Raw genomic sequence first — 15,644 nt, forward strand, 5'->3', positions numbered from 1 at the left:
GTGATTGAAATGGAACTAGAAGGAATTATTAATGAATTACAAACACAGATAACAGAAAAGAATGTAAACTTTCTTATTGGATCAGGCGCATCGGTGCCGTACTTTCCTTCTCTCGGTAATATAGAAAAAGTTTTGACTGAAAGAGAGTATAACCCTTCGGTTCGACAACTTATCTATTTACATTACTTTAATCAAGTAATTGATAAGAACCTTGATTTGATAGATGATTCCGTACAATGTGAGTATCAAGTAACAACAAAATACCGTTTGTTCATTAGAGGGCTAGTAAATACTTTGAACTACCGAAATACTAGAATCTCTCCAAAAAGAGCAAATGTGTTTACGACCAATTATGATATGTTTTTTGAAAGAGCTATCGATTATGAACAAAGAGGTAATCCATCATTAATTTTAAATGATGGTGGAAACGGGTATTTTTTAAGAACCTTGAGTTCAGAAAATTTCCATAAAACTGTATCGCGTAATGGTGCATTTGACAATTATCACAAGGAATTACCAACAATAAATTTAATTAAATGTCATGGATCTGTAAATTGGATTAGTTCATTGTTGGAGAGTCAGCAAACAATAGAAATAAGAAATGATTTAAAATTAATAAAGCAAATCAGAAATGAGGCTCAAAAGGTCAATATAGGTGATGATGAAAAGAAATTGATTGAAGATTATCTTTGGGCAGAGGAATATGATGAAGGTCTAGATATAGGAATACATGAGATTGCCGAAATGAATTTAATTTCATTAGACCGGTTTTTTCATAAATATGAACAGCTTATGATTATTAACCCAGAGAAAAGTAAATTCAAAAATACTGTTTTAGATGAACACTATTATAGTATGTTGCGATTATTAAGTTATGAATTAGAAAAGGATCAAACTATATTGATAGTGTTTGGATTCTCATTTGCTGACGAACATATAAGAAATTTAATTAAAAGGTCTTTTCATAATCCAGAGTTGCGTATTTACATATTTGTTTATAGAAATGGAATACGCAAAGAAATTATGCAATTACTAAATTGTCAATTTCAAAGAAATGTAGTAATTATTGAACCGACAGAAGAAATGCCTCCTATAGATTTATTTCATTTCAGTAAGTTACTTTTTGAGGGGGCTAAAGAATGACATTACCACTTGAGGTAGGAAATGTTATTGAAGTAAGAGGAACAAGGGTAAAGGTCCAAATTTATAAAGAGATGAATCATTCATCATTTATTTATCAAGGGGAGGTGATAAATAATATTTCAGTAAATGGTTTTATAATTATTAAAAAAGGTTTTTTAAAGTTAGTTGGAAAAATTGATGCGGAGTATATTGAAGACTTATTGAATACAAAAATAGTTCAAGAAAAAGATTTTCGTTATAACAAGGGGACGATTTCTAAAGTATTAGAAGTTCAAATTCTAGGATACATCGAAAATAAAACCTTTAAAAATGGGGTTAAACACCTGCCTATGATAGGAAATCTTGTCTATATACCGAAGAAACAAGAAATTATAGATATCTATGCTGGTAATAGAACAAGTAAGGAAGATAACAATGAATTTACTTTTTCTATCGGTAATTCTATTCACGAAGATATCTCTGTCGAATTTCCGGTCAATTCCTTTTTTGCTTCCCATATAGGCATTTTTGGAAATACCGGGAGTGGAAAGTCAAACACATTAACAAAATTATACTTTGAATTATTTAGAACCATTGGAGTTTCCTCGATAAAAAAGGCTAGTTCATTTCATCTTATTGATTTTAATGGAGAATATGCTCACAGTGGTGTGTTTGGTTTAGAGCAAAATGAAGTACGTATAGTTAAACTAAGTAACAATGAAGGAAGTCATGAAGGTAGGTTAAAAATTAATCCTAAATATTTTTACACCCCAGAGGTATTAGCTGTCTTGTTTAGTGCAAAAGAACAAACTCAAAAGCCTTTTATTAAAAGACTTCTAAAGCGTATGGAATATTCAGAGGAAAATGGTTGGGGATACAAAAACTATTTACCTAATTTGTTTGCAAAATCTCTAGTACATTCAACAAGAGACATATTTGAATTTGTTAAAGAGATAATTGGATTTTTATCAGTAGACATTAATGATCAGTCACATGAAGAATTTTTAGAATTAATTAATGCAATCGAATGGCATACACAGAATAATTACTTTTTTATAAGTGGTGTTGGTTACTTTAATACTGTGGATGACATAAAAAATACATATAGTCTTCAGACTGGCTATGATTACTTGCTTGAATGGTGTACTAGAATAGATGATGCTGGTATTGGTTGGTGTGATGAATTTATATTAAATGCCAAGTTACAATTAGTAAATGATATGTTAAATCGATATGCACAGTTTGATCATATAAACCCTTTAATTCATAGAATTGAATCTAAGGTAAAGGATCTTGAACGAATAATAGAACTTTCGGAGGAATCTACAGAACAAACGCCTGTTCTGACAATCTACTCTTTTAGAGATTGTAGTACAGATATAAAGAAGGTTATACCTTCTTTAATTGCCAAAATGCTCTTTGATAATCATAAAAAAGAAACTAAACAAGAAAATATAGAAAAGACAGTACACTTAATAATTGATGAAGCCCATAATATCTTATCAAATCAATTAATGAATGAAGGAAAAGGTTGGCATAGTTATCGCATGGAATTATTTGAAGAAGTTATAAAAGAGGGAAGGAAATTTGGATTTTTCCTAACTATTTGTAGTCAACGCCCCTTTGATATCTCACCGACAATAATTTCTCAAGTTCACAACTATTTTATACATCGGCTAGTTAATAATAAAGATTTAGAAATGATTGATAATACGATACCAACTCTAGATAGAGTTTCAAAAGCCGCAATTCCAACCTTATCAAGTGGAGCTTGTATAGTATCCGGTACTGCCTTATCAATGCCAGTATTTACTCAGGTAGAACAAATTAAGGATAAGGAACAAAGGCCAAGTAGCGACAATATTGATCTTTGTAAATTATGGATGTAGTTTACAATTAAAATAATTTATAAGGATAGTGATGAATATAATTGGAAGAAGGGATGAAAAATGCCTCCTAGAGATTATCCTAGTTCAAAAGTGACTTTACCGGCTGAAGTACATCCAGTTAATAATACAACATATAGGGTTAGAGAATCTTTAAAGGTAACTTTAAATAATAATTATTCTTCTCGTATTACCTTCATTATGATGAATCCCGCTTTTGCAAACGAAAATCACTCTGATGATACGGTTAATGGATTAATTAATTTTATATATAATAATACAATTCAAATAGTCAATACAGATGAAAATATTAATGGTGTGGGAATTTTAAATGTCGTAAATTTGTTTCCTTTATATAATCCAGATTCTAGGGAGTTGTGGGATGATATATTGAATATACGTTCTACTGATCAATTAGGTGAAGAAGCATTCGAAAATTTGTTAGACAACAATATAAAGACTATTAATGATGTAATTAATAATGATACTGATTATATTGTATTGACTTGGGGATTGCCTAATGATATTTATATTAGTTTAGCACTTTATTATAGACAAATATTTAAAATACAAAAAATTGCTAAACACTCAGGACTACCTATTTTTGTTCCACAAACTAATAATAGACCATACTTATCGAAACAGGAAACTCCTTTTCATCCAAATAAAAAACGTTTAACAGGATTAGTGAGGATCAATATAAATAACTTAAACGAAATTGTACCCAATTAATCCCTATTTCAAATTTGGTAATAAAATATACGTCTTTTCAGGCACCAAAAACTATTGAACAATAGATAATACTGACGAATAGACGATATTATAATGATTATAAGGCTATTAAAGTTGGATGACCCCTCATACAGATATGATAGCTTTTCAGCAGACTTGGGTGATATTTATTCTTTTGAAGAAATGGAAAAAGCTATCAAAAGAATTTTTAGGATAGAGGAAAATTCTGTTTCAGAATTAACTTTTTTTGAGCAATGGATTATCAGTTCTTTCAAGACCATAATAAAGATAATAAATATATAATAGAATCGGTTAAGCATTACAAAAACAATATTGATAAATTTATTAAAATATATTCTATAAAAGAAGCACTCCAAGAAAAATTAATAGACTCTAAAGTAGACTCTGTTAATAAATTTAATGAGAAGTTATCTATTAATTCAATTAAAGAGTTAATTCTTGATATAGAGGAATTTTATGAATTTATATGTATTAACAAAAATACATTAACATCCCAATATCTAAGGTATTTTAGTTCCTTACTCATACACTTGGAAAGATATACAATAAATTATGAATTTGACAGTGAGATTATAAACAAAATTGAGGAATTGTATAATTTTTTACCGGCTGATGAGTATGACGAGAACTCAGAGGAAAAAAGAACTTGGCTATGGTGTACAGTAAAGTTAGGGGAAATAAAAGAGAACCTGAAAAAACTTCAACTGCAAGAAGTTGAAGAGGCAGTTGAAGAAGATGAATCCATAGTGGATGATGACTAATCCAGAAATCTTTGAATATTCTTATTGTAATTTGCTTGTTATTTTTTACTAGGAAGTGATTATGTGAATAAATTTTGGGTGGTTAACTTAGTTATATTGTTTATTACAGCTACTTTAATTTCCCTTTCATTGCTTTTTTTGGATAACCTCAATTTTAAAGATTTTCTTATTGCCTTTTCATTAACTACAGGCATACAATTTTTAATTTCCTTAATTTACCTTACATTGAGGGGAATTAAAAGTCTTTCTTTTAATTTTAGTATGTTATTCGGTATTGTACTTATCCTTTCTGCAATTGTTATTGTGATATTTGGATGGGATAGCCCAGAATACTTATTACATAATACTATGGTTTCAATATCTCTTATTGCATATGGACTCAGTTTAAAAGATCTTGTAGACTTTGTTGATGAAGACAAAGAAGAAAATGAAAAGTATTTTAAAGGTTGGATTACAATGATTATTGTTGGTTTTATAGCTTTTATGATTGCAGCTCTACAACCAATGGCTAATTTCGTTAATGATACAAATACAGATTTATTTACATTAATCAGTTTGGGGTTAGTGTTAGTTACAATTAGTGTCAAGCAACACATTTATAATTCGAACAACAGACCAATTTTGCCACCAATTAAATTGCAAATGAAAAAGTCTATTGAGAAGTTAACCAAAGAAGAAAAAGGCGAACTTGAAGAACATATCATGAAGTTTTTAAAACAAAAGAACAAACTTTAAAGAGAGCAATATTTAAAGATGTACTTTCAACAAAATACTAACATTTTGCTAACGCCTTCCCATAAAAACGGTAAATCCCCGTTAAAGATGTTACAGTAAGAAACATCCAAAACGTTGAATTAACGCACTTTTTGCATTCAACGTTAACAATATTACACTCTAGCAACCTACGGGCGGCATGATGTAATATTATTCAAAACAATATATTTTTAGAGAACTTTGTCTTCCAGTAAGTCAACAATAAATCGCCCCCTACAGTTCAGGATTGAGGGGCGATTTTTCAGTAATAAAGCCCATTATTGTTCTTTTGTTCTATTAATGTTTGAGCTCAGAATTTTCCTATAAAAGTTCTTTCTCCAACACACTAAAAAACTGACGAAAGAGGGCAAGTCTTCCTTTTGCCTCTTTCATTCTCTGTTCTTGCTTTCCAGCATATATACAGATTTCTTCTACCACGTTAATAACTTCCTCACTAGGATTATGTTTCTTTATTTCGAATACCCATTTCTCCATTTTCTTCATCGTTTGTTCCAGTAATAATCCCCCTTGTGTATTTAAACTATGGTTATATTCTCTTAATTATAAGAATAAATGTTCGTTAAATTTTATAGGAGGGGATAGCATGAATGGAATAATGGAACATTCAGCTGGGAATAAGGAGGAACTTGAAATGATCTATGTATCTTCAAACAGTGAAATGTCCCAAAGAGTCATTCAAATTATAAAAATCGAGATCAGACTATTCTGTATTATTGTCACTCTCGTAGAAAAGTAAGAACCTGTAAGTGTGAAAACATCCATTCGTTATTTCCTTATGAACAGAAAAAACGAATGGAGGGTGTTTTTAGTCGTTTATGGGAAAAGGATAATGCTTCTGACGATTATATGGGCCAATATGAAGCCAAGATTTATTATGATCAAATTGGGGAAACTCCAAAAACATTAATTGTGCCATTCAAAGAATTTGACCAAAGATTTCAAGCTGTTTTTACACTAAAACAAAATATTTAGACGATACGCTTTGAAATCCTGGTGATCTACTATTTTCTCTTGTCACCGAATTGTTGCCCAAATTTGTTAAAAAAGCTACAGATCAATCCTATTCAAACCTAATTCAATTGGAAAAAACTATTAAAATAGGGTTTTTCTACGATCATCACGACCATTCCTATTCAATTGCCCACTCTGACAGAGTGACTTTCTAAAAAAGAACCAATTGTTCGTTGACGAATTGTTGACCGAATTCGTCAAAAGCATTCATTTTAACTCCTATTTTATCCTATATACAATTCAGAGAAAGCTATATATCAACTTTTGTGGGTGTCTATCGGTAAGATCAAACGTGGAATATTTTGAGTCAAGTTAAACGTTTTCTGACTAGAGAGAAAGTTTTTGACGTAAGAACTCTTCCATATTCTACACAGTTAATACCATTGGCTGCTACTTTTCTGTATTAAAAAATGATTGGGAAGTAGAACTGATTCGTCGAAAAATCTCACAATGGTATTGATCGGGTGTATTTGGTGAATTGTATGGTGGTGCTAATGAAAGCCGTTTTACATTTGACATGCCTGAGGTTCTTAAGTGGGTGGAAAATGATAGTGAACTGCCCAGGACACTAAGTGAAGCAAACTTTAGTCCAATTCGTCTTCTTAGTATGCAATCAAGGTTAAGTGCAGCTTACAAGGGATATCCTGGCATGAGCGTAGGGGCCCTGCCGTAAGAGTCAATAACTTCAGACCTTATTTTCCATTAGAGTTTACTCATTTGGGAAACCGACCAATTAAGTCTTCAGAACATGATGATGCAGCTCCATTTGTTTCGTTGGCAAAGCTCAATACAGAAAATGAGGATGAAATCCTTCAATTTGCGAATAAATGGGGATTGCTCGGGCTTTGGAAAGAAAAAGAATATAAAAACGCAGATAATCTTCCTCAAGTTCCTGGACTAGATTTTTCATTGTGGTTTAAAAACCAAAATACTACAGCATCTGTTCTATAAATATTTGGATTAAGAACGTCTGATATTTTGAGGTAGTATACACGGTTAATGTTTTTCTCCTTGGTAGTTTTTGTTGGCATTGCTTCTCTACTAAATAACGAAAGGTATAAATGAGGATACTGCACTTATCTTTAGATCTTCGATCCTCTTCCTCTATGCCCCTTAAGAGTATTTTTTGGAATTTAAGTTTTAAGTTAAAACGGCATTGTAGAACATCTTTTCTAAGACCTCAACTCTCAATACTTATTAATAATAAACTTATCAGAAAGAAAAATGTTTCTACTTCTCTCAACCTAAAGTATTAAAAGCTTATCAAGCCTATTCTTTATATCAATTAGTTCATTAAGTTCTAATTTGGAAATTAAATGGTTGTGAGCAATTTTATTCCTAGTTGTATTAAGTTTATAGAGACGAAGATAGAGAGTTGAAGGTATCGAAGAAGTCAAGGGTGGAACTTTCTTGTAAAAGCTTACTAGTTGGTGAAAATAGAGTTGTTCAAAAGGTGTTGTAATATACTTGAGTTCTTTAGTTATTTTTACCTGCCAGTTTAGACCATACTCTAGCTCCATTTTCAATTTAGCAAATTTCCTCATTCGGTTCTCTATTTCATATAGAGTTCCATAACCTTCTTTCATTAGTTCCAATTTACATTCTATTATCATTCTGCGTATTTCGCCTCCTGTCCTAGATATTCTCTGCAATTTTCCAATATCCTTTTTAGTTAATAGGAATCAGTGGAGACGGTACTCTGACTTCTATATTAGAATGTGAAATTATGATATGGGGTCTTGAGCAATAACTGAGTTAAACGGTGCGTGAATGAATATACAATAATTTATGAGAGCCTCTCCAGTTGAAAGATAATAATGAGTTTATAGTAAAGTCTGTTGAGCAATCCGAACTCCTTGTTTTTGCTTGGGGAGAAAAGCATTGTACGTTGCAAAATAGAGATACAGAAACAATTGAGTTACTGAGGGATTTTAATCCTAAGTGTATTAAGAAAACCGTAAGTGGAAACCATCCGAGACATCCTTTATACCAAAAAAAAGATTATTGCCCATCCCGTACCTATAATAGTGGTGGTTTTATTTAACTAAGAAAAAAGGACAGAAGGAAGGGGGGTTCCTAGCCCCTCCCCATGTGTAAAATTGATGACGTTTATAAGTGTTGACACTCCAGAGTTTTACTACCACATATTTCAGCCACTTTAATTCTGTTTATAAAAGGAATTACTCCGTGCACTATGGGTTAATAAATCATTGTTGGGGCGGTCGACCTTTCCCTATCGGGATTTACCGTAATGGTGTAAGTGCTGTTATAATATGGATAAGGATGAAGAAAAATCAATATGAATACGAGTACATTAAATGGGAACAAGGAGGAAAAAACAAAATGTCAAGTACATTCAAATTAGATGAACCCTCATTACCCCAAGTTTTGGAAGACATCCATAAGGGGAAGGTTCAACTACCAGATTTTCAGCGTGGATGGGTTTGGGATGATGAACATATTCGATCTTTAATCGCTAGTGTCTCTGTTTCTTACCCGATTGGTGCTGTTATGATATTACAAACAGGAGGGGGAGAGGTACAATTTCAACCCCGTCCTATTCAAAGTGTTAATATACCTTCAGAAGTAAAGCCTGAACACTTAATTTTAGATGGACAACAAAGGATGACCTCATTATATCTTTCGTTATTTAGTAGAGAAGCAGTGCCAACAAAAACTACCAAGGGGAAAAACATTAACCGTGTATACTACCTCAAAATATCAGACGTCATTAATCCAAATATTGACAGAGGAGATGCTGTAGTATCAATACCTAGTGAAAGAAAGATAACTAGTAATTTTGGTCGTGACATTGAATTAGATCTTAGTACAAATGAGTTAGAATATAAACAAGGATATTTTCCATTAGAAATAATATTTGACAATAAGAGATATAATCATTGGCGTAGAGAGTATCAAAGATTATTTAGATCTAATGATGATAAGTTAGACGAGTTTGATAAGTTTGAAGCAGAAGTAATCGAGCGTTTTAAAAGCTATCGTGTCCCAGTTATTGAATTATTAAAAGAAACACCAAAAGAAGCTGTCTGTCATGTTTTTGAGAAGGTTAATACAGGAGGGGTAACGTTAACCGTTTTTGAATTAGTGACAGCCATTTTTGCTGTTGATAATTTTAATTTAAGGAAAGATTGGGAAGAGCGTCAAAGTCGTTTAAAGGAACATGCAGTACTCAAGGATGTTGACTCTACTACATTTTTAACAGCAGTGACATTATTGAAGAGCTATTATCAAAATAAAAAATCTAATAAGGCTATATCTTGTAAACGAAAAGACGTATTGGATTTAACTCTTGAAGAATATGAAAAACATGCTCAAGAAATTGAAGTTAGTTTGATTCAAGTTAAACGTTTTCTGGCTAGAGAGAAAGTTTTTGACGTAAGAACTCTTCCATATTCTACACAGTTAATACCATTGGCTGCTACTTTTGCTGTATTAAAAAATGATTGGGAAGTAGAACCGGTTCGTCGAAAAATCTCACAATGGTATTGGTCTGGTGTATTTGGTGAATTGTATGGTGGTGCTAATGAAAGCCGTTTTGCATTTGACATGCCTGAGGTTCTTAAGTGGGTGGAAAATGATAATGAACTGCCCAGGACAATAAGTGAAGCAAATTTTAGTCCAATTCGTCTTCTTAGTATGCAATCAAGGTTAAGTGCAGCTTACAAGGGTTTGATGGCTTTATTAATGAAGTCAGGGAGTAAGGATTTTATGAATGATGATCCTATAGAAATAACAAACTATTTCGATTTAGCTATCGATATTCATCATATATTTCCTAGATCATACTCCCAAAAGCAAAATTTTAAGCGAAATCTATGGAATAGCTCAGTTAACAAGGCACCTTTGTCTGCTAGAACTAATCGATCAATTGGTGGCAGAGCTCCAAGTTCGTATCTCGAAAGTATTGAAAAAAATAGTGGTATTTCCCCTGATCGGTTGGACAAAACTTTAATAACACATTGTATAGATCCTGAATTATTGAGGAAGGACCAGTTTCATGAATTTATTAGAGAACGTGCAGGTCATCTTCTTGATCTTATTGAAGCTGCAATGGGTAAAAAAATTTCAGGTCGGGATTCGGATGAAGTTATTGACTCTTACGGCGGGCCACTACGCTGATGACAAGATATTTCAAATGGTTAAACACTTTTCTTACTGTATAACATTTAAGTTAATTAATGAATGGATTTTGACTGGGTAATGTTCATAAAATCTGAGGTAGTATTTAATAATAGGGAATGCCTCTTAAGTAAAAAATTGATTATCTAGGGATTTTCAACTTCTATTTGTATTTGTTATTACTGGACAAGGTATGGGCGGCATTCCACCCAACCTTATCAAGGTGATAATGGCAGAAAAATATTTAATTAGAGTTGTTGACGGATTGTTGACCGAATACGTCAACAACTACTTTTTATAATCATAATTAATCATACACCTATTTAATAAAATTCAGTTATACCGGGTTTCTTTATGCTTTATCAGTATCAATACTATTAAGAAATCGTGACTGGCAGTGTAGGGGTCAGCGGTTCGAGCCCGCTATGCTCCATCGATAAAACTTAGCATAATAGAAAGAGCCTTTCATCGTTCAAATTGAACATATGAAAGGCTTTTTCTTATTTGATCAATAACAGTCCTTATTAGCCTAACTTAGGGAATTATTGTTAAAATAAAAATTAGAATGTTATGAAAAAATTCTCGGGAACGATACATTTCTGTTAGACCGACTAAAAACGATAGTAAACATTCAGCTTTCAACAAAAGTATGAATGAGGAAAAGGAGGAAATAGTTCATGAAGCAACGGAACTTAGGAAATACAGGAATAAAAGTCTCGGAGGTTGGATTTGGGGCATGGCAACTAGGTAATGAAAAAGAATGGGGAAAGATGACAGAGGATGAAGCGATTCATTTAGTGAGGAATGCGATGGATTCCGGTTGTAATTTCTTTGATACTGCTCCTAACTATGGAGCTGGGAACAGTGAAGAACTGCTTGGGAAAGCGTTTAATGGAAAAAGAGACCAGGTGGTCATTAGCAGTAAATGTGGCCATCATTCGAATGGTGAACAAAACTTCGAACCTGAAAAATTGGTGAGATCAGTAGAAGATAGCTTACGAAGGTTACATACCGATTATCTTGATAGTCTACTTCTTCATAACCCTCCTTTCTCAACCCTTAATGGAAGCAGTCCGCAGTTTGAAGTACTGGAAAAACTTAAGAAGCAAGGGAAGATCAGAGCATATGGAGCTTCGGTAGATACTGGAGTAGAGATGGATGAACTATTAAATAAAACGGACAGTCAGATTATTGAGATTATGTTTAATCTCTTTCATCAAGAACCAGCGGCTGCGATACAATCAGCTGAAAATCAAGGGGTTGGCGTGATTACCAAGGTTCCTCTTGATTCAGGTTGGCTGACAGGAAAGTATGATGCAAATAGTCGATTTAGCGGAATCAGAAGCAGATGGAGTGCTGAAGAAATTGAACGAAGAGGAAGGTTAGTCGAACAAGTTCGTCGTATTCTTGGAAATGATCGTTCAATGGCACAAGCAGCACTGCAATTTATTCTTGCCTATCAAGAGGTGTCTACCATTATCCCTGGAGCTAAAGATAGTCAACAATTCAACCAGAATGTAGCTGCATCCGAAGGTAGTTTATCAATAGAAATGATCAATGAGTTAAAGGGTATTTGGGCAGAAGAAATAAAGGATTCGAAGCTACCCTGGTAAATGTGATCAGGCATGAATTTGGTACCTGAACATCGAAAAGATAGATTAGTAACCTATCGAGGTTCAGGCACCTTTTGCAATTAGCACTGCTGAATTCAGGGAAAAATCACTATAATAGAAAGAGCCTTTCATCGTTCAATATGAACATATGAAAGGCTCTTTTTTATATTGTCTATGGTCAATAAGTCTCCTGAATAAGCATTTATTAGATAGCAAAAAATCCAATTGTCACCTGACCATCTCCAGTACCAATACCGGGGATATTGACTTGATTGGTTCCATTGTTTTGAGAACCGCCTCCGCCACCCCCACCAATGGAATCTTCTGTACCACCTGCACCTCCGCCACTAAAGCCTCCAGCACCACCGCCTTCAGCAAAACCGCCGCCCCCGCCTCCGCCGAAGCCACCGTCAGAGCCATTGAAGCCTGTGCCGCCTGCACCTCCATTAAAGATCGATTGCCCGCCAGAACCTAAACTACTTGCGCCGTCTCCTAGTGGACTTGGTAGAATTCCTGCACCTCCGCCACCGGAGAACGCATTCGTTTCGCCACCTCTTCCATTTACTCCACCTGTGCCTCCGGGGTTGCCATCCGTTCCACTACTTGTAAGGGATGCGTTCACACCTGGTAGTCCTTCAACTGTGCTAGCACCCCCGCCACCTCCTGCTGCAATCAAAAGGTCTGAAGGAGTGACAGGTCCTGCTCCTCGCCAAACAAAACTGCCGCCCCCGCCACCTCCGTTAAATAATCCAGGGGAACTTAAAGCGGTTTTTCCTTGTTGGCCAACCAATATACTTAGTGTTTCACCAGGTGTAACGGGAAAGTCTCCTTCGATTGAAGCGCCTAGTCCTGGGGCTGAAGTTCCACCACCACCTGAAGCACCAATGGCTTGTATTTTTGCAGTAGTTGCATCTTCTGGCACAGTCATTGTAATCACTGATCCTGTAAACTCAAATGTCCGTTGCACAGTAGGGATTTTTATAAAACTCGTCACATGATTACAATCAATAACAATAGGTAAGTTATCCAAAGTTTTACCTATAATACAATCATCTTTTACAGTATCAAATCTAATGATTACCTTTCCATTTTTAAAGAAGAGCATGAGCAGCGTGTTCGTTTTTAGCTTTTTTAATTCTTCACAAATACAAGATGAGCAATGTTTTCTTAGTTTGTCCATGTATTTTTCCTCCTTCTTCTAGCAATTTCACTCATCCTATCCTATTCAAATCTTATGAGTATGTATGGTTAACTGACTAAGACGAGAGGGGGAGGGGAAGTTATGATGGAGTGACGACTGGAAATGAGGTAATGAACATATTGGATGAATATTATGGTAACAATATGAGAGATATGTACGATGTTTGGAAACGAATGAATCATTTATCTGTAGGATTGATTCATAACAAGCCTATTTTTTAGTTGTTTTTTCATAACTGGTTTATACAAAGAGGTGTCGATATGCTCTCGTTTATTGGAACAGTACTCATATTGTTTTTAGTTACCATTGTGGTCATACGATTTATGGGGAAATCCGCCTTAGCTCAATTTACTCCACATGATTTAACAGCTCTATTTTTTATTGTCACACTGGCGATTAAAGCAATTAAAGTCGAGGGAGTTTCTCAAGCATTCATTGGGATTGCGATCGTCATTCTCATACATATCTCACTATCAAAATTAAGTTTATACAAACATCTCAATCGATTTGTAATTGGAGAGCCAACGATTTTGATCAAACACGGCAAGTTAATCAAAAGGAATCTGAAGAAAAGTCGCTTTTCTTTGTCAGAATTATTATCAAGTATAAGAAGCAAAGGCTATGCTGACGTGACCAATATTCAATACGCTATTCTTGAACCAAATGGAGAAATAAGTGTACTTCCAAAAGAAGAGTCCATGCCTGTGACACCCAAGATTTTAAAGTGTCATGTCGATTATAGTGGGCTTCCTATTGCGGTGGTTATTGAGGGGAAAATACAATATAAAAATTTAGAACTCATTCATAAAGACAAAGAGTGGTTATTAAACGAAATCAAAGCAGCAGGTGTTTCAAATATAAAGCATATTTTTTATGCTTCAGTAAGAGATGATGATTACTCCTTAACCGTAGACAATGGTAGAGGAAACCTCGGAACATTAAAATAGAATAGAAAGGGATTAAACAAATTGACCATCAGCTATTAGATTATAGGGGAAATTATTGACCAGAATCAGTAAGGAAGGTTTTTTGATTCTATATAAAGAAGGAAATTAAGTGAGGGACCTGGAATACCCTATTGAAATGAAGAGTAAATCATCAAAACATGAAAGGGCTTAAACTCGTGCGAACATTCCCCACGTTTCTTGATAGTTGAATAACAGAAGGGTCTGATTCCATTTTGGGGATTAGATCCTTTTTATTTAATAGTGGTTTTGAGGTGTAGGCAAGAAAAGCGGTTTTTCACAGATCCTCACACATGCAGTAGGAATCAAATCCCCGGAATTCACCCTAAAAATACGGCAAAAAAATTAATAACAATGCTAATGTGGTTTTCTCATGTATAGTTAAAGCAATATGTAGTAAGAGTGAAGCTGAAACTAAATACATCCAAGGGGGAAATCGAATGCGAAGGATAATTTTGTCGACTGAAAGCGGTGCGGACTTACCGAGTGATTTAGCTGAAAAGTACGATATTCAAGTTGTCCCCATGCACATTATTATAGATGGTAAGGATTATTTAGACGGTTCATTGCCGGTCCAGGATATTTATGACTATTACGAACGCACGAAGAAAATCCCTTCTACTACCTCTACAAATGCTCATGAGTATCAAGCGTTTTTTTCGTCTATAAGAGAGAATTCCCCAGACTGCATCATTGTACATATTGGGTATACATCAAAAGCGTCTTCTTCTTTTCAAAATGCTGTCATTGCTGCGAAAGAATTTGAAGACTTATTTCTCATTGATGCTCTGAACGTTACTGGAGGATTAGCTTCAATTGTATTGTATGCCGCTAAAGTTTTAGAAAAAGAACCTGGCATTGAACCGGCGCGATTAGTTGAAAAAATAGAGGCAATCGTTCCTAAATCAAGACTAGCTTTTATCCCAGGTAGCCTTGATTTTCTGAAAGCGGGAGGACGGGTAAGCAATATGGCTTCACTGATTGGAGCGCTGTTGAAAATAAAGCCATGCATCGAGTTGAAGGATGGAAAGCTGATGTCTACCAAGAAGTACCGCGGGAAAATGAGTGGAGCGAGTGAAAAACTTTTGAGAGATTACTTAAATGAATTCAACATCGATCGAGAGCAGCTTTATTTTATCTACTCCATCGGACTAGATGAACGGATCAAGCAGCGGATGGATGAGGTTGCCAAAGAAAACGGCTTTCAAAACATAAGATGGATCCAAGCGGGTGGTATGATTTCGACTCATTCTGGAGCCGGGGGCTTCGGGATAGCGGGATTAGAGCAATAGTGTGACACCGACCTTGTTCAAGCTGCTATTCAGCCGCAACAACATATAATTAGTAACGAGTATAACCAAACTAGGTTATGCTCTTATTAATATCTTGCCTTTAATCATTAATGATACCATTCTTTG

At 34.4% G+C, this 15,644-nt stretch carries 15 protein-coding genes; 13 read left to right on the forward strand and 2 right to left on the reverse strand.

The features are described 5' to 3' along the window. Positions 1–9 precede the first annotated feature (9 nt). The 5 genes from LC090_RS05120 (at position 10) to LC090_RS05140 (ending at position 5,257) form a co-directional block, all read left to right on the forward strand. Complete coding sequence (locus LC090_RS05120) at positions 10–1,143, forward strand: SIR2 family protein (RefSeq protein WP_226655866.1); 1,134 nt, start codon at positions 10–12, stop codon at positions 1,141–1,143. Then, complete coding sequence (locus LC090_RS05125) at positions 1,140–3,011, forward strand: ATP-binding protein (RefSeq protein WP_226655868.1); 1,872 nt, start codon at positions 1,140–1,142, stop codon at positions 3,009–3,011. Before LC090_RS05120 ends, LC090_RS05125 begins: the two co-directional genes overlap by 4 nt. Before the next feature lie 60 nt (positions 3,012–3,071). Next, a complete protein-coding gene (locus LC090_RS05130) occupies positions 3,072–3,740 on the forward strand; it encodes a DUF1643 domain-containing protein (protein WP_226655870.1) in 669 nt (222 codons plus the stop codon). A gap of 254 nt (positions 3,741–3,994) precedes the next feature. Continuing rightward, positions 3,995–4,522: a hypothetical protein gene (locus tag LC090_RS05135; RefSeq protein WP_226655872.1), complete on the forward strand. Its 528-nt coding sequence runs from the start codon at positions 3,995–3,997 to the stop codon at positions 4,520–4,522. A 63-nt stretch (positions 4,523–4,585) separates the two neighbouring features. Then, positions 4,586–5,257: a hypothetical protein gene (locus LC090_RS05140; protein WP_226655874.1), complete on the forward strand. Its 672-nt coding sequence runs from the start codon at positions 4,586–4,588 to the stop codon at positions 5,255–5,257. 339 nt (positions 5,258–5,596) lie between these two features. On the opposite strand, the gene LC090_RS05145 is transcribed toward LC090_RS05140, so the two are convergent. Beyond that, positions 5,597–5,770: a hypothetical protein gene (locus tag LC090_RS05145; RefSeq protein WP_226655877.1), complete on the reverse strand. Its 174-nt coding sequence runs from the start codon at positions 5,768–5,770 to the stop codon at positions 5,597–5,599. 109 nt (positions 5,771–5,879) lie between these two features. Between LC090_RS05145 and LC090_RS05150 the strand changes: the two genes are divergently transcribed. The 6 genes from LC090_RS05150 to LC090_RS05175 all read left to right on the forward strand — a co-directional run bounded on the left by LC090_RS05150 (position 5,880) and on the right by LC090_RS05175 (position 12,060). After that, complete coding sequence (locus LC090_RS05150; protein ID WP_226655879.1) at positions 5,880–6,032, forward strand: hypothetical protein; 153 nt, start codon at positions 5,880–5,882, stop codon at positions 6,030–6,032. 753 nt (positions 6,033–6,785) lie between these two features. Next, the gene (locus LC090_RS05155) at positions 6,786–6,980 is read left to right on the forward strand and encodes a hypothetical protein (protein ID WP_226655881.1); all 195 of its coding nucleotides are present in this window, start codon (positions 6,786–6,788) and stop codon (positions 6,978–6,980) included. 44 nt (positions 6,981–7,024) lie between these two features. Next, the gene (locus tag LC090_RS05160) at positions 7,025–7,258 is read left to right on the forward strand and encodes a hypothetical protein (RefSeq protein WP_226655883.1); all 234 of its coding nucleotides are present in this window, start codon (positions 7,025–7,027) and stop codon (positions 7,256–7,258) included. 853 nt (positions 7,259–8,111) lie between these two features. Then, positions 8,112–8,351 (forward strand): DUF1643 domain-containing protein, encoded by a 240-nt coding sequence (locus tag LC090_RS05165; RefSeq protein ID WP_226655885.1) that lies wholly within the window; start codon positions 8,112–8,114, stop codon positions 8,349–8,351. Positions 8,352–8,650: 299 nt separating this feature from the next. After that, positions 8,651–10,447 (forward strand): GmrSD restriction endonuclease domain-containing protein, encoded by a 1,797-nt coding sequence (locus LC090_RS05170; RefSeq protein WP_226655887.1) that lies wholly within the window; start codon positions 8,651–8,653, stop codon positions 10,445–10,447. Positions 10,448–11,124: 677 nt separating this feature from the next. Beyond that, positions 11,125–12,060 carry an aldo/keto reductase gene (locus LC090_RS05175; RefSeq protein ID WP_226655889.1) on the forward strand — a complete coding sequence of 312 codons (936 nt, stop codon included), beginning with the start codon at positions 11,125–11,127 and terminating at the stop codon, positions 12,058–12,060. A 205-nt stretch (positions 12,061–12,265) separates the two neighbouring features. Here the strand turns inward: LC090_RS05175 and LC090_RS05180 are convergent, their stop codons facing one another. Beyond that, positions 12,266–13,240, reverse strand: a complete 975-nt coding sequence (locus LC090_RS05180; protein ID WP_226655891.1) for a hypothetical protein — start codon at positions 13,238–13,240, stop codon at positions 12,266–12,268. A gap of 281 nt (positions 13,241–13,521) precedes the next feature. On the opposite strand from LC090_RS05180, the gene LC090_RS05185 reads away from it, so the two are divergent. Both LC090_RS05185 and LC090_RS05190 read left to right on the forward strand, forming a co-directional pair. Next, positions 13,522–14,208, forward strand: a complete 687-nt coding sequence (locus LC090_RS05185) for a DUF421 domain-containing protein (protein ID WP_226655894.1) — start codon at positions 13,522–13,524, stop codon at positions 14,206–14,208. A gap of 458 nt (positions 14,209–14,666) precedes the next feature. Then, entirely contained in the window at positions 14,667–15,518 is an 852-nt protein-coding gene (locus LC090_RS05190; protein ID WP_226655896.1) for a DegV family protein, read from the forward strand. Positions 15,519–15,644: the final 126 nt, after the last annotated feature.

Source organism: Guptibacillus hwajinpoensis, from assembly GCF_020524165.1.
Classification (GTDB): Bacteria; Bacillota; Bacilli; order Bacillales; family Guptibacillaceae; genus Guptibacillus; species Guptibacillus hwajinpoensis_D.